Annotated in this window: 15 protein-coding genes; 6 read left to right on the top strand and 9 right to left on the bottom strand. The window is 75.1% G+C overall.

Features of this window, described 5'->3' with window-relative positions; all coding sequences use genetic code 11:
- Positions 1 to 131: 131 nt before the first annotated feature.
- Genes PAI11_RS15235 through PAI11_RS15250 form a run of 4 tightly spaced genes read right to left on the bottom strand, consistent with a single transcriptional unit; the run spans position 132 to position 4625 of the window.
- Positions 132 to 2006, bottom strand: a complete 1875-nt coding sequence (locus tag PAI11_RS15235; protein WP_007576377.1) for a hypothetical protein — start codon at positions 2004 to 2006, stop codon at positions 132 to 134.
- Between the two features lie 9 nt (positions 2007 to 2015).
- Entirely contained in the window at positions 2016 to 2792 is a 777-nt protein-coding gene (locus PAI11_RS15240) for a class I SAM-dependent methyltransferase (RefSeq protein ID WP_007576379.1), read from the bottom strand.
- Positions 2793 to 2847: 55 nt separating this feature from the next.
- Positions 2848 to 3672 carry a glycosyltransferase family 2 protein gene (locus tag PAI11_RS15245; protein ID WP_007576380.1) on the bottom strand — a complete coding sequence of 275 codons (825 nt, stop codon included), beginning with the start codon at positions 3670 to 3672 and terminating at the stop codon, positions 2848 to 2850.
- Positions 3669 to 4625 carry a class I SAM-dependent methyltransferase gene (locus tag PAI11_RS15250; protein WP_081488460.1) on the bottom strand — a complete coding sequence of 319 codons (957 nt, stop codon included), beginning with the start codon at positions 4623 to 4625 and terminating at the stop codon, positions 3669 to 3671. The genes PAI11_RS15245 and PAI11_RS15250 overlap by 4 nt, the downstream gene beginning before the upstream one ends.
- A gap of 269 nt (positions 4626 to 4894) precedes the next feature.
- Between PAI11_RS15250 and PAI11_RS15255 the strand changes: the two genes are divergently transcribed.
- Together PAI11_RS15255 and PAI11_RS15260 are read left to right on the top strand one after the other, a co-directional pair.
- A complete protein-coding gene (locus PAI11_RS15255; protein ID WP_007576384.1) occupies positions 4895 to 5596 on the top strand; it encodes a hypothetical protein in 702 nt (233 codons plus the stop codon).
- A gap of 145 nt (positions 5597 to 5741) precedes the next feature.
- On the top strand, positions 5742 to 6740 hold the full coding sequence (locus tag PAI11_RS15260) for a hypothetical protein (protein WP_007576387.1): 999 nt from the start codon (positions 5742 to 5744) through the stop codon (positions 6738 to 6740).
- Between the two features lie 390 nt (positions 6741 to 7130).
- Here the strand turns inward: PAI11_RS15260 and PAI11_RS15265 are convergent, their stop codons facing one another.
- Positions 7131 to 7517, bottom strand: coding sequence for a hypothetical protein (locus PAI11_RS15265; RefSeq protein ID WP_007576389.1), 387 nt, complete (start codon positions 7515 to 7517; stop codon positions 7131 to 7133).
- Positions 7518 to 7641: 124 nt separating this feature from the next.
- On the opposite strand from PAI11_RS15265, the gene PAI11_RS15270 reads away from it, so the two are divergent.
- The 3 genes from PAI11_RS15270 to PAI11_RS15280 all read left to right on the top strand — a co-directional run bounded on the left by PAI11_RS15270 (position 7642) and on the right by PAI11_RS15280 (position 13593).
- Positions 7642 to 8562, top strand: coding sequence for an acyl-CoA desaturase (locus PAI11_RS15270; RefSeq protein WP_007576391.1), 921 nt, complete (start codon positions 7642 to 7644; stop codon positions 8560 to 8562).
- Positions 8563 to 8849: 287 nt separating this feature from the next.
- Positions 8850 to 9572, top strand: a complete 723-nt coding sequence (locus PAI11_RS15275) for a FadR/GntR family transcriptional regulator (RefSeq protein ID WP_244406551.1) — start codon at positions 8850 to 8852, stop codon at positions 9570 to 9572.
- 268 nt (positions 9573 to 9840) lie between these two features.
- Positions 9841 to 13593 (top strand): indolepyruvate ferredoxin oxidoreductase family protein, encoded by a 3753-nt coding sequence (locus PAI11_RS15280; RefSeq protein WP_244406552.1) that lies wholly within the window; start codon positions 9841 to 9843, stop codon positions 13591 to 13593.
- Between the two features lie 10 nt (positions 13594 to 13603).
- Here PAI11_RS15280 and PAI11_RS15285 read toward each other — a convergent pair whose 3' ends face one another.
- The 4 genes from PAI11_RS15285 to PAI11_RS15300 all read right to left on the bottom strand — a co-directional run bounded on the left by PAI11_RS15285 (position 13604) and on the right by PAI11_RS15300 (position 18844).
- Entirely contained in the window at positions 13604 to 14680 is a 1077-nt protein-coding gene (locus tag PAI11_RS15285; protein ID WP_081488461.1) for a cellulase family glycosylhydrolase, read from the bottom strand.
- A gap of 70 nt (positions 14681 to 14750) precedes the next feature.
- Positions 14751 to 15788 carry a transglycosylase family protein gene (locus PAI11_RS15290; protein ID WP_007576396.1) on the bottom strand — a complete coding sequence of 346 codons (1038 nt, stop codon included), beginning with the start codon at positions 15786 to 15788 and terminating at the stop codon, positions 14751 to 14753.
- Positions 15789 to 15964: 176 nt separating this feature from the next.
- Positions 15965 to 17170, bottom strand: a complete 1206-nt coding sequence (locus PAI11_RS15295; RefSeq protein ID WP_007576397.1) for a PucR family transcriptional regulator — start codon at positions 17168 to 17170, stop codon at positions 15965 to 15967.
- A gap of 174 nt (positions 17171 to 17344) precedes the next feature.
- The gene (locus PAI11_RS15300) at positions 17345 to 18844 is read right to left on the bottom strand and encodes an aldehyde dehydrogenase family protein (RefSeq protein WP_040600518.1); all 1500 of its coding nucleotides are present in this window, start codon (positions 18842 to 18844) and stop codon (positions 17345 to 17347) included.
- Between the two features lie 281 nt (positions 18845 to 19125).
- Here PAI11_RS15300 and PAI11_RS15305 point away from each other — a divergent pair.
- Positions 19126 to 20557, top strand: a 1432-nt coding sequence (locus tag PAI11_RS15305) for a GAF domain-containing protein (protein WP_138974346.1), incomplete at its 3' end; no start/stop codon positions are given.

Here is a 20557-nt window from a genome sequence, read left to right on the forward strand (position 1 = left end):
CCGGCCGCCCGCGCCGCCGCCCCGCCGCGCCGCCGCGGCACGCTCCGCCCACGACCTCGCCGTCCGCTCTCTTGCCCGCGAGACACCACCCGGCCTCGCGAGACGACGACCCGCAGGGCCGTCCGTCCCGCTCAGCCGCCCGGGACCCAGACCGCGAAGCTGTCGACCACCGTCGGCCGGCCCGGCAGCTTGCAGCGCTCGGCCGGCGGGACGCCGGGGCCGATCGCGACCACGCGGCCGGCGGCGAGGGCGCGGAGCAGCTCGGGGCAGGAATCGACGACCACCGCGCCCGGGTCGCCGTGGGCGCCCAGCGACCAGGCCGGGACCGAGCCCTGGACCAGGATCGGCCGGTCGCTGCTGGGCGGCGCCGCCGACTCGACCGCGTAGGCGTGGCGGCTCCAGAACCCGGGCGTGGCCACGAGCAGGCCGATCGCCAGCACGGCCAGCGCGCCGGCCCCGACGACCGGCCGCAGCAGCGCCGCGCGCAGGCGCGGGCCGGTGGCGGCCTCGAGCGCGACGGCCGCCCCGGCCAGCACCGCGATCAGCGTCTGGTCGCCCGGCAGCCGCAGCAGCCGGTCGTCGATGTCCTTCAGCGTGGTGTAGGCCAGGACGATCTGGGCCAGGACGGTCAGCGCCGCCGCGGCGGCGACCCACGGCCTCCAGCGCTCGCCCGGCCACGACCAGGCCGCGACGGCCAGCAGCGCCCAGCACGGCAGCGCGTAGCGGGTCGCGCCCACCAGCGTGGCGGGATCGGCCAGGTTGCCGGTCGCCGGAGCCACGGTCCAGGCCGCCGCGCCGACGAGCCCGCAGAGCGCGAGCGCCCGCGGCCACGACCGTCGCAGGCCGGGCCGCAGCAGAGCCAGCGCCGCCGGCAGCAGCAGCACCAGTGGCCAGGCCTGCTTCAGGTACAGGTCCCAGCCGAGGTCGATCGCCCGCCCCGGATGCTCCGCGAAGCGCGCGTCGGCGACGTCCAGCACCGGCGGCACCGCGTCGCCGAACGACGACGCCAGCAGCGGCCAGGCCGGGTGCCCGTGGAGGACCAGGTTGCGCGTCAGCCAGGCGCCGCCGCAGGCCAGCGCCAGCAGCAGCGGTGCCAGCCACAGCGGCCGCTCGCGCAGCCGCGCCCACAGCTCGCGGCGGACCGACCACGCCAGCAGCAGCCCGACCAGCACGCCGCAGGCGGTCGTGGTCTTGATCCCGAGCGCCAGCAGCAGTCCGATGGCCCCGACGAGCAGCCCGTCGATCGACCCGGGCCGCTGCTCGCGGACGCCCAGCACGGCGTCGAGCGCGACCGTCGCCCCCGCGGCCATCAGCAGGACCGCGAGCACGTCGTTGCCGACCGCTCCGGCGCCGGCGAGCGCGGGCAGGCTCAGCGCGACCATCCCGACGGCGCCCCAGCCGGCCGCGACCGAGCCGCCGAGCCGCCGCGTCATCGTCCACAGCGCCACGACCAGCAGCCCGAAGGCGGCCACCGGCAGCAGCGACGCGATCGCCGTCGTCCCGCTGACGCGGATCAGCCACCCGAGCGCCTGCTCCATCCCGACCGGATAGGCCTCGACCGGCAGGCCGTCGATCACCGTCGGCAGCGACGCCAGCCCGCCGCCGCCCTCCCAGGCCGCCGGCAGCGGCAGGTGGTACTGGAGCGCGTCGAAGCCGAGCGCCGGCCGCCGCAGGACCAGGCCGACCAACAGCAGCGTGCCGACGGCGACCGCCGCCAGCAGCGGACCCGCGCGCGGATCCAGCGCCGGCCGCCGCTCGCCGGCGGGCACCTTCCACAGCACCAGCCCGGCCGCGACGACCGCGAACGCCCCGACCCGCAGCGCCTCGCCCGGGAGCGGCAGGTGCGTGGCGAAGGCGGCCAGCTGGACCGCCAGCCACCACCAGACGAGCGCCGCGAGCAGCCGCACCGGTGGCTCGCCGCCGCTGGTGCGCCCCGCCAGCCGCCAGGCCGCCGCCCCCAGCAGGCCGATCACGGCCAGCCCCAGGATCGTGTGCAGGACCCACATCGGCGTGCCCTACCGCCGCGGTCGGCGCGCGACGGCCACCAGGTCGAGGCTCTCGGCCACGGCATCGTCGCCGAGCCGGAAGTCCTCGACCTCGATCGCCGCCGCCTGCGGGTTCTCGTCGCGACGGCTGAGCGTCAGCGCGGCGTCGTAGGCGAAGCGCATCACGCGGCGCGGGAGCCGGTGGCGGATCCCGAGCGGGTCAAGCCCCAGCAGCCGGTCCATCCGGGCCTTCTCGCCGGCCTGGAACTCCAGGTAGCGCGGCGACCCGTGGAGCCCGAGCAGCTCGACCTCGTGGAACCACGGCTCCAGCAGCGCGGCGAAGGTCCCGGTGTCGTACTCGATCTCGTGGTACGGGTCGACGATCTCGTCCGGTCGCGCGAACGTCAGGCGGTTCGGCGTCACCAGCACCGCGACGCCGTCGTCCTGCAGCACGCGGGCGATCTCGGCGACCGCCTGGCCGGGACGGGTGACGTGCTCGATCGAGTGGACCGAGACCAGCGACGCGAAGCGCCGGTCCCAGCCGGCCGGCAGCTCGCGCATGTCGTGGACGTGCGTCTCGCGCTGCTGGCCGGCCAGCGCGGCGGCGCTGACGTCGACTCCGACGGTGATCCGCGGCTCGAGCTCGCGGAACGAGTGCCCGACGCCGCAGCCGAGGTCGAGGACCTCGCCCTCCTCGGGCAGCAGCGGCGCGATCGTGCGGTAGGCCGCGACGTGGCGCTGGAAGGTCGGGTTGAAGGCGCCGGCGGGCGTGGTGACGCGCTCGCCGGTGACGAAGGGGCCGGGCACGACGGGCGATGCTACCTGGACGGCCCGCGACGGCCCGCCGCCGCGTCAGCCGGGCTCAGGGCGTCGCGGCCGGGATGTCGCTGTCGCCGACCGCCCGCGAGTCGGGCACCGGGACCTGCCGCGGCGACGGCGTGAAGCGCGGGTCGCGGACCAGCCGCGCGCGGTGCAGGAACAGGCGGACGCCGATCCACATCGACTTGATCGCGTAGATCGAGGCCGCCTTGAAGCGGATCGACGACGCCTCCTCGAAGTAGCGCGTGCGGCACGGCACCTCGACGATCGGGAAGCGCATGTGCGCCGCCTGGTAGAGGACCTCGCTGTCGAAGCTGAAGCCGATCGCGTTGCGCAGCCACGGCACCTCGAGCAGCAGCTTGCGGCTGTAGGCCCGGTAGCCCGTGTGGCACTCCGCCAGCTGGGTGCCCATCATCCGGTTCTGGAGCGCCGTCAGCCCGCGGTTCGCGTACCACTTGAACCTCGGCATCCCCCCGGCCAGCGCGCTCCGGGCGTCCGGCAGGAACCGCGACCCGAGCACCAGGTCGGCCTCGCCGGCGACGATCGGGCGGACCATCGACGGGATCAGGTCCGGCGCGTACTGGCCGTCGGGATGCAGCATCACGACGATGTCCGCGCCCCGCTGCAGGGCGTGGAGGTAACAGGTCTTCTGGTTCGCGCCGTAGCCCGCGTTGTGCGGATGCCAGAGCGTCGAGATCCTCAGCCGCTCGGCGACCTCGAGCGTCTCGTCGGTCGACGAGTCGTCGACCAGGATCAGCTCGTCGACCCACTCGCGCGGGATCGCGTCGACGGTCGCCTCGAGCGTGCGCGCCGCGTTGTGGGCGGGCATCACGACGATCGTGCGGTGGTTGGGCGCTGCCTCGCTCATCGCTCTGCGGTCCGGTCCTTGCGTGCCTCGACGTAGATGCTCGCGCCGCGGCCGTCGGCGGCCTCGGCGACCGCCGCCAGCGCCGCGACCGGCAGCACGGCCGCCGCCACGATCCCCGTCCACGCCCGTCGCAGCGGGCCGATCGGACGTTGACGCGCCGAGGGTCGACGCACGGCATCGTAGAGATCCGCGGTCCCCGGCACCCGTCCCACGAGCCCGTGCAGCGCGCAGAAGACCGACTGGCCGGCGCGCAGGTGGCCGAGCCGGTCGATGGCGAAGCCCTCCTCCTGGAGACCGCGGCGGAGCGCTCGCGGATCGAAGTGGACCAGGTGGCGCGGCAGGTCCCAGGCCAGCCAGCGGTCGCCGAACGACCGCGCCTGGCGGCTGCCGGCGTTCGGGCAGGCGATCAGCAGGACGCCACCGTCGGCCAGCAGCCGGTGGGCCTCGCGGATCGCGGCGCGAGGCTCGGGCAGGTGCTCGATCACGTGCCAGAGGACGACCGCCGCCGCCCCGTCGCCGGGCCGCTCCAGCTCGTCGAGCCCGAGGTCGAGCAGGTCGGCCCGGGCGGGGCCGCCGTCGTCTCCGCCCCGCTCGAGCCCGATCGCGGCGCGCCCGCGGCGCTGGAGCGCGTCGACCAGGTGCCCGTCGCCGGCGCCGACGTCGACGACCGGCCCCGTGCGCGGGGCGATCCGATCGAGCCGGCGGGCGATGCTGCCGCGGGTGACGCGCAGGATCGCGTCGCCGGGGCCGGAGAAGCGACCGCCCTCGGGCCGATACCAGGTCGCGTAGGCCGCGTCGAGCTCCGCCTCGTCCGGCCACGGCCAGGTCAGCTGGACCCCGCAGCCGCGGCAGCGGACGCGGCGCTCGCCGACCCGCACGGCGCCGGCCGTCGCCGCCCCGCACCACGGGCAGGCAGCTGGTCCGGAAGCGGCCTCGCGCGGCGTCGGTGGCACGGGCGGATCCTAGGTCACCGAGCCCCGATGCAGCGTCACCGCCGTCGTCGGCGACGGCGATCGGCGGGATCCCCGGCCGCGAGCGCGGGAGGCCGCCGCCCACCCGGCGACCGGAGCCGATCTGCCACCCTGTCCGACCCGTGTCCGGAGCCTCCGTCGACCCCCTCCCCTCTCCGCCCGGCCGCTCCTCGGCGCCGGCTCCGGAGCCGCTGCAAGGCCAGTTGCAGGGAGTTCCCGGACCGTCCGATCCGGGGCCTACCGTCGAGGGCATGGTCTCCTCCGCGATCGCTGACGCGCGGGTGGGCGGATTGATCTCCGCGCACCACCCGCTGGGGACCTCGACGGGGCACCTGACGGAGCTGCGCGGCCACTGGGACATGCTCGTCACGCGGGCGCTGGAGGTCTCGACGCTCGCCGTCGAGCTGGCCGCGCTGTCGGAGCCGGAGTTCCTGGGCCTCTGCGCCTGGCTGGCGTCGAGCGGCCGCGAGCTGCCGTTCCGGTTCCTCAGCATCCACGCGCCGACCAAGCACCGCGAGCTGCCGGAGGCGGAGCTGGTCGAGCGGCTGCTGGCGCTGCCGCCGACGGTCGACGCGGTCGTCGTCCATCCCGACTCGATCGAGCAGCCGCACCGCTACGCGCCGCTCGGCTCGACGCTGGTGCTGGAGAACATGGACTCGCGCAAGCCGACCGGACGCACCAGCGCCGAGCTGGAGCCGCTGTTCGCCGCGCTGCCCGACGCCGGCTTCTGCCTCGACGTCCCCCACGCCCAGTCGATCGACCCGACGCTCGACGGGGCGCACCAGCTGCTCGACGCCTTCGGCGAGCGCCTGCGCCACGTCCACCTCAGCTCGCTCGACGAGGACTGCCACCACGTCCCGCTGCGCCCGGCCGACGAGGAGGCGTTCACCCCGGTGCTGCAGCGCTGCCTCGACGTGCCGTGGATCCTCGAGGCGCCGCTGCCGGCTCGCTGAGGGCGGCCCTGCCGCTTCCGGCGGCCGGGCGACGCGTTGCCGGGCGGCCGGGGCCCGCTTCGCGCGACCGCTGCGGGGCGGGTCGGCGGAAGCGCCCGAGGACGACTCAGGCAGGAATCGCCGGCCCGGAGGGGTACGTTCCCGCGTGAGCGACACCCCACACGGCGCGCTCGAGCGCCTGGCCGAGCACGGCCGGCGCGGCTTCCCGCACCTGCTGGAGGCGCGCCGCCGTACCGAGCGCGACCTGGCGACGATGCAACGCCGGCTCGGCGACGTGCCCCTGGATTCCGGGGCGTCGATCGTCCTGATGGGCTCGTGGGGCCGGCGCGAGCGCACGATCGGCAGCGACGACGACTTCCTGGTCCTGATCGACGGCGACGAGCGCGCCGGTGCCCGTCCGGCGCTCGCCGACCTCGAGGGCGTGCTCGGGGCCGGCGAGGCCAAGCCGGGCACCCAGGAGATCTTCGGGACCCAGGTGTTCGTCGGACCGCTGGCACGCAAGATCGGGCTCGAGGACGATTCCAACAGCAACCTCACGCGGCGGATGCTGCTGCTGCTCGAGTCGCTTCCGGTGCTCGGGCCCGAGGCCTACCGCGACTCCTTCGCCCAGGTGATCGACGGCTACCTGGCCGGCCAGGCCAAGGACTACCGGCCGCCGCGGTTCCTGCTCAACGACCTGATCCGCTACTGGCGCACGATCTGCGTCGACTTCGCCGGCAAGGCCCGCGCCGACGAGCGCAAGTGGGGCCTGCGCAACGCCAAGCTGCGGCTGAACCGCAAGCTGCTGTTCGCCGGCGGCCTGGTGCCGGTGCTGCTCTGCCACGAGCACCGCCGCAGCGAGCAGCGCGAGTTCCTGATCGACCAGCTGCAGGCTCCGCCGACCGACCGCCTGGCCCAGGCGTTCCTGCGCTTCGACGCCGCCGACGCCGGCGTCCGCGCCCTCGGCGCCTACGACCGCTGGATCGGACGGCTCGACGACCAGGAGGTCCGCGACCGGCTGGCGGCGCTGACCCGCAGCGAGGCCGCCGAGGACCCGCTCTTCCGCGAGATCCGGCGCCTGGCCAAGGAGTTCGAGCAGGGCCTGCTCGCGCTCCTCTTCGAGACCCCGCTGAGCCCGATGGTGCGGGCGTTCGGGGTCTTCTAGCTCGCTCGTTCGGGTCGACCGTGGAGTGTGCGCTGACGGCCGGGGTGTCGTGGCGTCAATTCACCCCGCCATCGCCAGGTGGCGCCAGTTGACCCCGCCCACCGCAGCGAACCGACGCCACCGCGACAAGCCGCGACGAACTGACGCCACGACACCCCGACCACCACCGCCAGGCACCCGAACCCCGCCCCGAGCCTCGAGGGCCACCTTCCACCGGCCACCCCCGGCGCGCCGAGCCGCGAACGGCACGACCGGCCACCCAGCCCCGCTCCCCTTCAATGACGGGCTCGCCCACCGCCCAGCCCCGCCAAGCACACCACGAGCCCGCCCACCACGCCCGGCAAGCGGCAGCGGCCCCAATGCCACCCCGCGCCCACCGACCACCGCCCGCTACGCCCCCCGCGCCCGCTCCCGCAGTTCGTCCAGCTGCCGACGCGCGACCCCGCCGAGCCGGCCGGCGGCGTGATCCTCGGCCAGCTGCCGCAGCGCCTCGCGGGCGGGGCCGGAGGGCATCGTGCCGAGCGCCAGGATCGCCTTGCGGCGCGGCTCGCTCCGCACCGCCGGGTCGAGCGCGATCGCGGCGACCGCCTGCGGCACCCCCTCGTCGACGATCCCATGGGCCTCGCGGACCAGCAGCACCAGCAGGTCTCCGTGGGCTCGGCGGCCGTGCGCCTCGCGGATCTGGGTGGCGAGCGCGGCCAGGTCTCCCTGCTCGCGGGCGGCGCGGGCGGCGCGAGCGCCGGCGTTGATCGTGCGCCAGGTCGAGAGCAGCCCCACGCGGCGGACGATAGCCGGGTGGCGGCCCAGCCCCGGGTTCTCATCATGAAGCGATGAATTCCACTGCCCAGGTTCTCGCTGGCACCGGCTGAACCTCATCGCTCTTGCGCATAGCGTGCCGAGCATGAAGCTGTCCCCCGCCACGCGTCGCATGAACGTCGCCGCCGTGGTCCTCCCGTTCGTCGGGGTGCTGACCGCGATCGTCCTGCTCTGGGGCTCCCACGTCACGTGGTTCGACCTCGCGATGCTCGTCTCCACCTACCTGATCGGCGCCTTCGGGATCACGATCGGCTTCCACCGGCTGCTGACGCACGGCGCGGTCCAGGCCAAGCCGTGGGTCCGCTACGCGTTCGTGATCGCCGGTTCGACCGCGATCGAGGGGCCCGCGCTGGTCTGGGCGGCCAACCACCGCAAGCACCACACGCACACCGACGAGGAGGGCGACCCGCACTCCCCGCACGTCGGCGGCGGCGAGGGCCTGCGGGGCCTGATCCACGCTCACATGGGCTGGCTGTGGTCCAAGCAGGTCGAGCACGGGACGCCGCGACGCCACGCCCCCGACCTGCTGCGCGACCCGGGCCTGGTGCGGATCTCCAAGGCGTTCCCGTACATCGCGCTGGCGAGCCTTGGCTTCCCGTTCCTGGCCGGCCTGGCCTACTACGGCAACCTCGGCGGCGCGCTGCAGACGTTCGTCTGGGCCGGGCTGGTGCGGATCTTCTTCCTCCACCACGTGACCTGGAGCATCAACTCGATCTGCCACTTCTCGGGCTACACGCGATTCGACATCGACGACCACTCGCGCAACAACCCGTTCCTGGCGATCCTGTCGCTGGGCGAGAGCTGGCACCACAACCACCACGCCTTCCCCCGCTCCGCGTCGCACGGCATGCGCTGGTACGAGGTCGACATCTCGGCGCTCGTGATCCGCGGCTTCGTGAAGGTCGGCCTGATGAGCAAGCCGGTCTTCATCAGCCGTGAGCGCCAGGCCGAGAAGCTGCCCGGCGGGACCCCGGCCGGCAGCGGTGCCGTCGCCGAGAGCACCTGAGCGGCCACCCACTCCTCCCCCTGGAGCGCCACGGGCGCGGCCGACGGCCGCGCCCGTCGTCGTTCGGCGGGCGAACCCGGTGGGCCGCGGGGCTCGAACGAGGCCGATGCGGCGTCGGCCGCACCGCGGCCCCGGGGGTACACCGTGCGCTTCCGGTCCACCACCCCGGCCACCGCTGGTCAAATCAACTGACCACGCTATGCGCGTGCTGTGTTTCTCGAATAGCGCGGTCTATGCTCAGCGCGGTGTTCCAGCCGGTCCAGACGCGCCGTACCTTCGAGGAAGCGGTGACGCAGATCACCGACAGCATCGCGCACGGCGAGCTGCGCGAAGGCGACCGCCTGCCGTCCGAGCGCGAGCTCGCCGCCCAGATGCAGATCAGCCGACCGACCCTGCGCGAGGCGATCCGAGTGCTCGCCGACGCCGGCGTGGTCGCGGTCACCCCGGGTCCCGGAGGCGGCATGACGGTCGCCAGCGAGTACGTCCCGCGCGAGATCGTGATGCGCGGATCGCGGATGCGGCTGTCCGAGATCCCCGGCGTGCTCGAGGCGCGCCGCCTGGTCGAGCCGCGCGTCGCCCAGCTGGCCGCCGCCCGCGCCAACGACGAGGACCTCAGCCGCCTGGAGCGCGTGCTGGAGCAGCAGCGGCTGCTCGTCGGCCGTGGCCGGATCGCCGCGGAGGAGGACCGCTTCCTGCAGCTCGACACCCGTTTCCACCTGGCGATCGCCCGCGCTTCCGGCAACACCACGGTGATCTCGCTGATGCGGACGATCCTGCGCCGGCTGGAGATCGCCCGCGACATGGCGCTGCACGTGCCGCTAGTCCCGGACTGGACGCTCGACATCCACCAGCGAACGCTGGCCGCGATCGGCAACGGCGACCTCGACGAGGTCGATCGCGTGATGGACGAGCACCTCGCCAAGGTCGAGCAGACCTGGGAGCGCGAGACCGGCCGTACCCTGCTGCGGCGGACGCCCGACTTCCTGCTGCCGCTGCAGCGCGACGAGTAGCCGCCGCGCCGCGCCCGCCCGGCCGTCGCCGCGCGGTCCTCGGACGCCCGTCCCTCGGAGCGCCGACAGGCGGACCTCCGCGGATCGCCCCCCGCGCGTCGGGTCGACGCGCGCGAGCGGGCCGGAGGCCCGCGCGGCTGCGCTGAGATGGAGGGATGGGCCGACCCGCTCCCCCGGCGCCGCGCACCCGGATCCGACGACGACCGTCGTGGCGTCGCCGCACCAATCGGTTGCCACTCCTCCCCAACGCTGGTTAGAGTTGTTGACCATGAGGGAGATGCTGCCGCCGGGAGGCGGAGCCGAGTCCGCCTCCACCGGGTTCCGCCTGCAGGACCGCTACACCGTGGCGGCCGGACGGATCCACCTGACCGGCGTCCAGGCGCTGATCCGCGGCGTCGTCGACACGCTGCGGGCCGATCGCGCCGCCGGGCGCAACGTCGGCGGCTACGTCTCCGGGTACCAGGGATCGCCGCTCGGCAGCGTCGACAAGGAGGCGAGCCGCGCCGCCCGTGAGCTGCCCGAGCTGGACCTGCACTTCCGGGCCGGGCTCAACGAAGAGCTCGGGGCGACCGCGGTCTGGGGCAGCCAGCTGGCGCCCCAGCGGCGCGGGGCCCGGGTCGACGGGGTGCTCGGCGTCTGGTTCGGCAAGGCCCCCGGCCTCGACCGCGCCGCCGACGCGATCCGCCACGGCAACGTCATCGGCACCCACCCGCTCGGCGGCGTCGTCGCGCTGGTCGGCGACGACCCGGCGGCGAAGTCCTCGACCCTGCCGTCGGCGTCCGAGGCGACGCTCGCCGCGCTCCAGATCCCGACCCTCTACCCCGGCAACGTCCAGGAGGCGGTCGACCTCGTCCACCACGCCGCGGTGCTGTCGCGCGTCAGCGGCCTGTGGACGGCGGTCAAGGTCGTCACGGCGGTCGCCGACGCCCACGGGACGCTGCGCGTCTCGCCCGAGCGCGTGCGCCCGCGGATCCCCGAGCGGGAGTGGCACGGATCGCCCTACCAGCACGTCCCCGACGCGCACATCCTGCCGCCGGTCAACCTGGACCTGGAGCGGTCGATCGCCGAGGTCCGGCTGCCGCTGGCCATCGACTACCTGCGAGCCAACGGCCTCAACGTCGTCCACGGCTGCCGCGACGCCCACGCCACGCTCGGGATCGTCGCCGCCGGCCGCACCTGGCACGACCTCGTCCAGATGCTCCACGACGTCGGGCTCGACGAGCACCGCCTGCGGGCCGCCGGGATCCGGCTGCTGCAGGTCCGCGCCCCGTGGCCGGCCGACAGCGACGCGCTGCGGGCGTTCGCCGGCGGCCTGCGCGAGGTCGTCGTGGTCGAGGAGAAGCACTCCTTCCTGGAGACCCAGCTGCGCGAGGCGCTCTACGGCCGCACGGACGCCCCGGCGATCGTCGGCGAGCGCGACCACGACGGCCGGCCCTTGGTGCCGGTCGTCGGCGAGCTCAACGCCGACCTGATCCTCGACGCGCTGGCGCCGCGGCTGACGGCCGTCCTCGGCGAGGACGACGGCATCCGGATCGCGGCCCGCCAGCAGGCGCTGCGCCGGCGCCCGCCCGGCGGAGCGCCGATCAGCCTGCCGATGTCCGGCACGGCGACGGCCCCCGCGCGCACGCCCTTCTTCTGCTCCGGCTGCCCGCACAACACGTCGCTCAAGGCGCCCGACGGGACCGTGGTCGGCGCCGGCATCGGCTGCCACGTGATGGCCCTGATCGACGACGCCGGCAAGGGCGAGGTGACCGGCTCGACCCAGATGGGCGGCGAGGGCGCGCAGTGGGTCGGGATGGCGCCGTTCGTCGACTTCGACGACGCGTTCGTCCAGAACGTCGGCGACGGCACCTTCGCCCACAGCGGCTCGCTGGCGCTGCGGTTCGCGGTCGCGAGCGGGCAGCGGATGGTCTACCGGCTGCTCTACAACGACGCGGTCGCGATGACCGGCGGCCAGGCGGTCGAGGGCGGCATGTCGGTCCCGACCCTGACCCGGCTGCTCGAGGCCGAGGGCGTCCGCCGCACGATCGTCACCACCGAGCGGCTGGAGGACTACCGCGGCGTGCGGCTGGCCGCCAACGCCGAGGTCCGCGACCGCGCGAGGGTCGACGAGTCGCTGGCCGAGCTGCGCGCGATCGACGGCGTGACCGTGCTGCTGCACGACCAGCGCTGCGCGGCCGAGAAGCGCCGCATGCGCCGCCGCGGGACGCTCGAGCAGCCGGCCGAGCGGGTGATGATCAACGAGCGCGTCTGCGAGGGCTGCGGCGACTGCGGGCGCAAGAGCTCCTGCCTCTCGGTCCAGCCGGTCGAGACCGAGCTCGGCCGCAAGACGCGGATCCACCAGTCCTCCTGCAACGTCGACATGTCCTGCCTGCAGGGCGAGTGCCCGAGCTTCGTGACCGTCGTGCCGGCCGACCGCCGCCGCGGCCTCGGCGGCTGGTGGGCTCGCCGGCGGGCCGCGGAGGCGGCGACCGACGCGCCGGCGGCCACCGTCCCGGCCGCCCCCGCCGACCTGCCGGCGCCGCCGTGGATGGGCGGCTCCGACGCGCGCGAGTTCACCGTCCGGATGTGCGGGATCGGCGGGACCGGCGTCGTCACCGTCAGCCACCTGCTCGGCGTCGCCGCGCTGCTCGAGGGCCGTGAGGCGATCGGCCTCGACCAGACCGGGCTCTCGCAGAAGGGCGGCAACGTCATCAGCGACGTCCGGATCGGGGACCACACGATCGTCGGCGGACCGCGGGCCTCGGCCCGCACGCTCGACGCGCTGCTGGCCTTCGACCTGCTCGGCGCCACCAACGCGGTCCAGCTGGCCGGGGCCGATCCCGACCGCACGATCGCGGTGCTCTCGACCAGCACGGTCCCGACCGGCGAGCAGATCGTCGACCCGCACGCGGCGACGCACCGGAGCGGGCCGCTCGCCGACCTGGTCCGCTCCCGCAGCCGCTCCGCGGTGACCCTCGACGCGATCGCGATCGGCGAGGCGCTGGTCGGCGACCACATGGCCGCCAACGTCGTCGTCCTCGGGGCCGCCGTGCAGTCCGGGGCGATCCCCCTGCGCCCGGCGTCGATCGAGCAGGCGATCGCGCTCGGCGGCGTCGCCGTCGAGGCCAACGTCGCCGCCTTCCGCTGGGGCCGGGCGACCGTCGCCCGGCCGGACGCGGTGCATGCCGCGCTCCACGCCGCCGACGCCGACCGCGGGCTGGCGATGGACCTGCCCGCCGGCGACCCGCTGGCGCCGGCCGACGGCGACGCGCCGCTGCAGGTGCTCCGCTCCGGGCCCGACCGCGACGCCGACGAGCGCCGGATCGCGGCCCTGCCCGCGGGCCTGCGCGAGCAGCTCGAGCGGCTGGCCCCGGCCGCCGACGCCGACGCAGCGCCGCTCCGCCACGTGCTGGCGATCCGCACCCCCGAGCTGATCGCGTACCAGAGCGCCCGACTGGCCGGCCGCTACCTGCGCGAGGTCACCGAGGTCGCCGGCGTCGAGCGCGAGCGGGCGCCGGGATCGCGCGCGATCGCCATCGCCTTCGCCCGCGGGCTCCACCACCTGATGGCCGCCAAGGACGAGTACGAGATCGCGCGCCTGCACCTCGATCCCGACGAGCAGGCGCGGATCCGCCACGAGTTCGGTCCCGGCGCGAAGGTCAGGATCCAGCTCGACCCGCCGCAGCTGCGGCGCTTCCACGACGGCAAGATCGGCCTCGGCAGCTGGATCCGGCCGAGCATGCGGATGCTCTACCGGACCCGCGCGATCCGCGGCACCGCGATCGACCCGTTCGGGCGGACCGAGGTCCGGCGCACCGACCGCGCGCTGCCCGCCGAGTACCGGGCGCTCGTCGACCGGGCGCTGCTGCGGCTGCGCCCGGAGACCGCCGAGCAGGTGGCCGCGATCGCCGCGCTGGCCGAGACGATCCGCGGCTACGAGCAGATCCGGCTCGACGCGGTCGCGGCCTTCCGCGCCGACGCCGCCGTCGGGCTGGCGGCGCTCGAGGACGCGGAGCTGCCCGCGTCCTCGGCCGCCTGACCGGACGCGACTACTTCAGGCCCTTGAAGACGTTCCAGACCGGGTACGGCGTCCCCGTCGAGGAGAAGAGCCCGCTGGCGAAGTTGTCCTCGGGGTTGCTCGGATCGCGCAGCAGGTACCAGACGAACGACTTGATGCCCGCCTTCTTGGCCGAGTTCCAGGCCAGCCGGGTGTAGCTGGCGGCGAGCTTCGGATCGGTGCGGTTCGGCTGCTTGGAGCGGTAGGCGAACTCGGTGATGTGGACGTTGCGGGACGCCTTGACGGTGATCCGCTTGGCCTTCGCCAGCTTCCTCAGCTGGCTGATCGCCTGGCCGAGGTTGCCGTGGACCCAGGCGTCGGGGTTCTTGTTCGCCCGCAGCGGCGAGCCGGTGAAGTCGTAGGTGTGGAGCGTGAAGCCGTCGGCCAGCAGCTTCGTGCCGCGGCAGCTCGCCGAGCGGTTCTGCGGCTTGTAGGCGGCGTTCAGGCAGAGCGCCTTGCGGAAGAACGCGCCGGGGTTGGTCGACTTGCTGTTGGTGTTGCGGACGTTCGGCGACGCCTCGCCGGCGAGGATCGGCACGCCCGGGTCCGAGCGCCGGATCGCGCGGTAGGTGCGGTTCGACAGCGCCACCCAGTCGCGGGCCTGCGCCTGCGGCCAGGTCGTCGCGTAGTTCGGCTCGTTCCAGGTCAGGTAGCCGGCGATCGGCAGGTCCGAGAGGCCCTTGGCCAGCGACTGGGCGTAGCGGACGTAGGCCAGCTGGGTGGCCGCGTCGACCCGGAAGCTGGTCGGCTTGCCGCGCGCGAGGCCGTGGTAGATCCCGACCAGCAGCTTGGCGCCCGCGACCTGGCCCTCGGTCGCGGCCCGGCGGAGCCGCAGCATCGTGTCCTCCGGCACCGTCTCGGCACCGATCGGCCAGCGCGGCACGACCCGGACCGTCTTCGCCCCCGCCTCCTCGACCGCGTCCCAGAACGCCGCCCGGTCGGCGGGATCGTCGGAGAGCATCAGCCGGTCGTCCTCGATGCCCTTGACCATCGCGGCCGAGGCATGGCCGGCGGTGCCGGCGAAGAGGGCGACGGAGATCGCCGCCGCGGTGAGCACAGGTGAACGCATCGCTCGTCGTTCCTTCTCGGGGATCAGGCGCGGCCGACCCGGCCGCGCGCGGCGGATCCTACGGGCTCCGTCAGCGGATGCCGACCATCGCCGCGCAGTCCCAGTTGCCCGCGCCGGCGCCGCCGTTCCAGAGCTTCGCGGCGAGCCGGTCCTGCTCGGCCTTCGATGCCTGGTAGGCGTTGGGCGTGCTGCCGCCGAGCGCCTGCCAGGTGGCCGGCATGAACTGGTAGTAGCCCGAGGCTCCGGCGCTGTTCGGGGGCACGTTCTGGCCGCCGGACTCGCACTGCACGATCGCCCACGGGATCGCCCACGGGCCGGTCGAGGACTGGCCTCCGCCACCCCCGCCGCCGGCCGGGGCCGGCGCGCTGAACTGGCGGGCGGCCCGCGCCTGCTCCGCCTCGAGCCGGCCGAGCGTGCGCTCGGCGCGGCGGCGGCTGGCGCGGGTGTCGGCGAGCGCCGCCAGGCGCGCGTCGCGGGCCTCGGCGAGCGCGGCGCGGCGCTGCTCGAGGCCGGCCGTCATCGACGCCATCGCGTCGCGCTGGCGGGTGACGATCGTCGCCTGACGCTGCTGGCCGACCCGCAGGCGGCTCAGGCGTCCCTCGTCGCGGGCCGCGTCGCGGCGAGCGGTGCGGACGGCCCCGACGATCTGGGCGTCGCGACGCTGGACGCGCTTGAGGAACGACAGCCGCTCCATCAGGTCCGCGAACCCCGAGCTGCTGAGCACCAGGTCGACGACGTCGGGCTTCTCGTAGGTGTAGCGCGCCACCAGCACGTCGGCCAGGATCTGGCGGCCCTGGGCCAGGCGGCGGTGCAGCCGGACCAGCCGCTGGCGGGTCGCGCGCAGGTCGTTGGTGGTCGCGGTCAGCCGGCCCTGGGCGATGTCGTAGTCGTGCTGGACGTCGGCCAGCCGGCCCTGGGCGGCGGCGACCGCCTTCGACGCGGTCGCCTCGAGCGCGCCGAGCTTGGCCGCGGTCGACGAGAGCCGCTGCTCGGCCCCGCGCTGGCGGTCGATCTGGTTGCGCAGCGTGCCGCTGCTCTGGGCGCCGGGCGCCAGGTGCGGCAGCAGCGCGAGCAACGTCACGGCGAGCAGCGCGGCAGCGGCGAGCACGCCCGCGGGGCGTCGGAGAGCGATCGGTCCAAGCATCGAGATGGCGATCCGAGACGGCAGTCGGGTCGCGCGACAGCCGACGTTACGGACACCCGGCCCCCGTTCCGAGCGCTGCACGAAGTCCTGCGGAGCGGCCGTTGCGACCTTCCGGACCGCCAGCGACCGGAACGTGCCGCTCAGCCGCCGTGGCGGAGGCCGCGCCGGCGCAGCGCCAGCTCCAGCCGGAAGCGCCCGTCGGGGTCGTCGAGGCCACTGCCGAGCACCTCGCGCAGGCGGGCGACCCGGTAGCGGACGGTCTGCGGGTGCAGGTGCAGGTCCTCGGCCATCCGCGGGCCGTGGCCACGGTGGTCCAGCCACGCCCGCAGGGTCTCCAGATGGCGTCCGCGGCGACCGGCGGGCAGCGCGTCGAGCGGCGCCAGCACCTGATCGGCGAGCTCGGCCGAGGCCCCCGGATCGGCGTGGACCACCAGCGCCTCGAGGTGGTCGGCGGCCCGCAGCGGGAACGCCGCGCCGGGCAGCCGGCCGTCGGCCTGCAGCGCCAGCACCGCTCGCGCGCGGCGGTGGGAACGGGCGACCGCCTCCCAGGCGACGGTCGGGCCGATCGCCGCCGGCCGATCGCCGAGCGCGGCCGCCACCCGCTCGAGCGTGCCGGATCCGGGGACCAGGCCGACGACGGCGCCGTCGCGCACCGAGGCCGCGATCTGGGGATCGATCCGCAGCAGGTCGCCCGGCCCCTCGCCGCCCGGCACGACCACCACGGCGACGGCGCCCGGCGGGGTCCAGCCCAGCTCGCGGGCCGCCGCCTCGACGTCGATCTCGTCGGCCGGCGGATCGGCGATCGCCAGCCGCACGAGCGCGTCGCGGGCCCGCTGGGTCGCCCCGGCGCGCAGCGACTGCTCCTGCGCCCAACCGGCGACCGACAGCGCCGACAGCCGGTGGATGTAGGCGAAGATCGCCTCGCCGAGGGCGATCAGGGCGTCCTGCTGGGCCCCGTGGTCGCGGGCCGTGTCGCCGAAGCGGCGCCAGGCGACCCGCGCCCCGCAGCGGAAGGCGGCCTGCAGCGCGTCGACCGTGCGGCCGGCGCGAACCTCGCCCCGCCCCAGCTCGAAGATCACCTGGGTGCCGGCCGCCGGCCGCTCGGGATCCTCGATCAGGCCGACGAACTCGCCGAGCGACAGCTCGACGCCGCGCCGGACGGTGCGGCCGAAGCTGCCGCCGAACGGTCGCCGGTACTCGTCGACCTCGGCCCGGATCACGGCGATCACCTCGTCCGCGACCGCCGGCAGGATCGGGCGCAGGACCGACGCCAGGTCGGTCGGGACCGCCGCCAGCCGGTCTCGCGCCTCCCGCTCCTCCCGCTGGACCCCCGCCCCGCTGCTCACGGACCGATCTTGACAGGAAGCGCGCAATCGCGAGCGGCGTGGCGGTCGCCGCCCGGCCCGCGCCGCCCGTCCTTCATCGCGAGGTGCGCAAGAACGCCAAAAGCGGCGTCAGGGCGCCAAGGCGCGGACCGTCGATCGCCGGGCGACCCGTGGCCGCCCGGCGCCTCGCCCCGCTCAGAGCGCGACGATCACCGACTTGGTCTCGAGGTAGTTGTTGAGGACCTCCTCGCCCATCTCGCGACCCCAGCCGCTCTGCTTGTAGCCGCCGAACGGCAGCTCGGCGGCGAACACGTGGTAGGTGTTGACGTGGACCGTGCCGGCCTGGATCCGCTTGGCCAGCTGGTGGGCCTTCGAGACGTCGCGGGTCCAGACGCCGGCGGCCAGGCCGTAGTGCGAGTCGTTGGCCTGGCGCGCCAGGTCGTCGACGTCGCTGAACGGCAGCGCCGCGATCACCGGTCCGAAGACCTCCTCGCGGACGATCGCGTGGTCGGCGCCGGCGCCCGTGATCACGGTCGGCTCGACGTAGAAGCCGTCGCGGTCGATCGCGTTGCCGCCGGTGACGGCGCTCGAGCCCTCCTCCTGGCCCTTCTTCAGGTACCCGGTCACGCGGTCGAACTGCTCCTGCGAGACCAGCGGACCCATCTCGGTGTCGGGGTGCATCCCGTGGCCGACCTTGATCCCCCGGGCCGCCGCGGAGACGCCCTCGACGACCTGGTCGAAGTGCTGCTCGGCGACGTACAGGCGGCTGCCGGCCGAGCAGACCTCGCCCTGGTTGAAGAAGATGCCCTGCGCGGCACCGGCGATCGCGGCGTCGACGTCGGCGTCGTCGAAGATGACGTTCGGCGACTTGCCGCCCAGCTCCAGCGAGACGCGCTTGAGGTTGCCCGTGGCCGCGCGGGCGATGATCTTGCCGACCTCGGTCGAGCCGGTGAAGGCGATCTTGTCGACGCCGTCGTGCGCGGCGAGCGCGGCGCCGGCGGTCTCGCCGTAGCCGGGAACGACGTTGACGACGCCCGCCGGGACGCCGGCCTCGAGCAGCAGCTCGCCCAGCCGCAGCGCCGAGAGCGGCGTCTGCTCGGCCGGCTTCAGGACGACGGTGTTGCCGGTCGTCAGCGCCGGGCCGAGCTTCCAGGCCGCCATCAGCAGCGGGAAGTTCCAGGGGATCACCTGGCCGACGACCCCGAGCGGCTCGCGCAGCGTGTAGGCGTGGAACTCGGCGCCCGGCAGGTACGGGACCGACGGGCTGACGGTGCCGCCCTTGATCTTGGTCGCCCAGCCGGCCATGTACCAGAAGAGGTCCGCGGCGAGGGCGACGTCAGCCGCCAGCGCGACCGCCTTCGGCTTGCCGTTGTCGAGCGAGTCGAGCTCGGCCAGCTCCTCGCCGTGCTCGATGATCAGGTCGCCGACGCGGTGCAGGATCCGGCCGCGCTCCGAGGGGTTGAGCTTCGACCACGGGCCCTCGAAGGCGCGGCGCGCGGCGCGCACCGCGCGATCGATGTCCTCGGCGTCGCCCTCGGCGACGGTCGCGAGCACGCGGCCGGTGCCGGGGTCGAGCGTCTCGAAGGTCCGACCGGAGGCCGCGTCGACCAGCTGGCCGTCGATCAGCAGCTGCTTGGTGCCCTGCAGGAAGCCGGCCGCGTGGCTGGCGGTCGGCGTGTCGATGGTGGTGGCCATGGGATCTGCCCGTCCTCTGCTCGGTTGTCTCCCGGCGTCCGCGCCGGGTCGATAGGGCGAACGTACGCCCGCACCCGTTGCCGGGACGTTGCCGCAAGCGAGTGGCAACGCGCCAACTCTCGCCCTCTGCCGTCGATCGCACAGATCGGATCGCGGATTCGCGCGGGCGCGAGGGCCGAAGGGCGTAGTCTCGCTGGAGGAGAGGCCATTTGCCGAGGACCGCGATCGATCCGTGGGCCGCGTTCGACGCCGCCGCCGACCCGGTGCGCCACGCACTCCGCTTGGCACGCCTGAACGAGACCGCGCGCTCCGGCCGTCGGGTCGCCGACTCGGTCCGCTCGGTGATCGACCGCTCCTGGCAGCGGTCGGCCGCGGCCGGCGTCGATCCGTCGATCGACCGCGCTCCGGTCGCGCTCGACGGCGACGCGCTCGAGGGGCGTCGCAGCGACCACCCGCTGGCGCCGGTCCGGGGGATCCTGACGCAGGTCCTGCGGCAGCTGGCCCCGACCGGTCCGCACGTGCTGGCCCTCAGCGACGGCAGCGGGCTGCTGCTGTGGGTCGACGGCGCCGACGAGGCAATCGAGCGCGCGAGCCAGGAGATGGCCTTCGCCGCCGGCGCCGACTGGAGCGAGCGCGCGGCCGGCACCAACGCCGTCGGCACCGCGCTGGCCGAGGACCACGCCGTCCAGATCTTCAGCGCCGAGCACTTCCGCCCGGCCGTCCACGGCTGGACCTGCTCGGCGGCCCCGATCCACGACCCGGAGACCGGCGAGGTGCTCGGCGTGCTCGACGCCACCGCCGACCTGCGGACCGTCGACCCGCGGACGCTGCCGTTCCTCGCCGGCGCCGCCCGCGCGGCCGAGGAGATCCTCCGCGCCCACGCCCGCCGCCGCGACGCACGGCTGCTGGAGCAGATCCGCCAGCGTCCGTCGGGCACCCCGCGGCCGGTGCTGGCCGTCAGTCCCCGCGGGCGCGTGATCGACCTCGGCGGCCAGGACCGCTGGCCGGCCGACGGGGACGCCGCCGACTCCCGTTGGCGACTGCCGGTGCCCGGTCCCGAGGGCGGCGAGCTGCTACTGCCCGACGGGCGCACCGGCCACGCGGTCGCGGTCGGGACCGACGGCTTCCTCGTCTACCCCGTCGACGCGCCGCGGCGGTCGCGACCGCGGATCGACCTGCGGCTGCTGGGCACCGCCAGCCCGCTGGCCGGGATCGGCAGCCCGAGCCCGGTCCACGGCGCGCCCCCGAGCCATGTCCCGCTCAGCCGCAGCCACGCCGAGGTGCTGGCGCTGCTGGTCGCCCATCCCGACGGGCTCAGCGCCGAGCGGCTGGCGGTCCTGCTGCACGGCGACCGGGCCAACGACAGCACCGCCCGCGCCGCCTGCTCGCGCCTGCGCTCGCGGCTGCCGGGCGCGGTCCTGACCCGTCCCTACCGGCTGGCGCCGGGCGTGGCCAGCGACCTCGACGACGTCCGTCAGCGGCTGAGCGCCGGCGACCTCGCGGGGGCGGTCGGCGCCTATCGCGGCCCGCTGCTGCCCGACAGCGACGCCCCCGGGGTCCGCGACATCGCCGACGCGCTCCACGCCGAGCTGCGCGGCGCGCTGCTCGAGGCCGGCGACGCCGAGGCGCTGGCCGCCTGGTGCGCCCGCCCCCACGGCTCCGAGGACCTGCTGGCGGCCGAGGCGCTGGTCCGCTCGCTGCCGCACGGCGACC

Source organism: Patulibacter medicamentivorans (assembly GCF_000240225.1).
Classification (GTDB): Bacteria; Actinomycetota; Thermoleophilia; order Solirubrobacterales; family Solirubrobacteraceae; genus Patulibacter; species Patulibacter medicamentivorans.

Excerpts from the sequence above, each read along its gene's own strand:
- PAI11_RS15235 (WP_007576377.1), bottom strand. The coding sequence starts at position 2,006 with ATGTGGGTCCTGCACACGATCCTGGGGCTGGCCGTGATCGGCCTGCTG.
- PAI11_RS15245 (WP_007576380.1), bottom strand. The coding sequence starts at position 3,672 with ATGAGCGAGGCAGCGCCCAACCACCGCACGATCGTCGTGATGCCCGCC.
- PAI11_RS15255 (WP_007576384.1), top strand. The coding sequence starts at position 4,895 with ATGGTCTCCTCCGCGATCGCTGACGCGCGGGTGGGCGGATTGATCTCC.
- PAI11_RS15270 (WP_007576391.1), top strand. The coding sequence starts at position 7,642 with ATGAAGCTGTCCCCCGCCACGCGTCGCATGAACGTCGCCGCCGTGGTC.
- PAI11_RS15280 (WP_244406552.1), top strand. The coding sequence starts at position 9,841 with ATGAGGGAGATGCTGCCGCCGGGAGGCGGAGCCGAGTCCGCCTCCACC.
- PAI11_RS15285 (WP_081488461.1), bottom strand. The coding sequence starts at position 14,680 with ATGCGTTCACCTGTGCTCACCGCGGCGGCGATCTCCGTCGCCCTCTTC.
- PAI11_RS15300 (WP_040600518.1), bottom strand. The coding sequence starts at position 18,844 with ATGGCCACCACCATCGACACGCCGACCGCCAGCCACGCGGCCGGCTTC.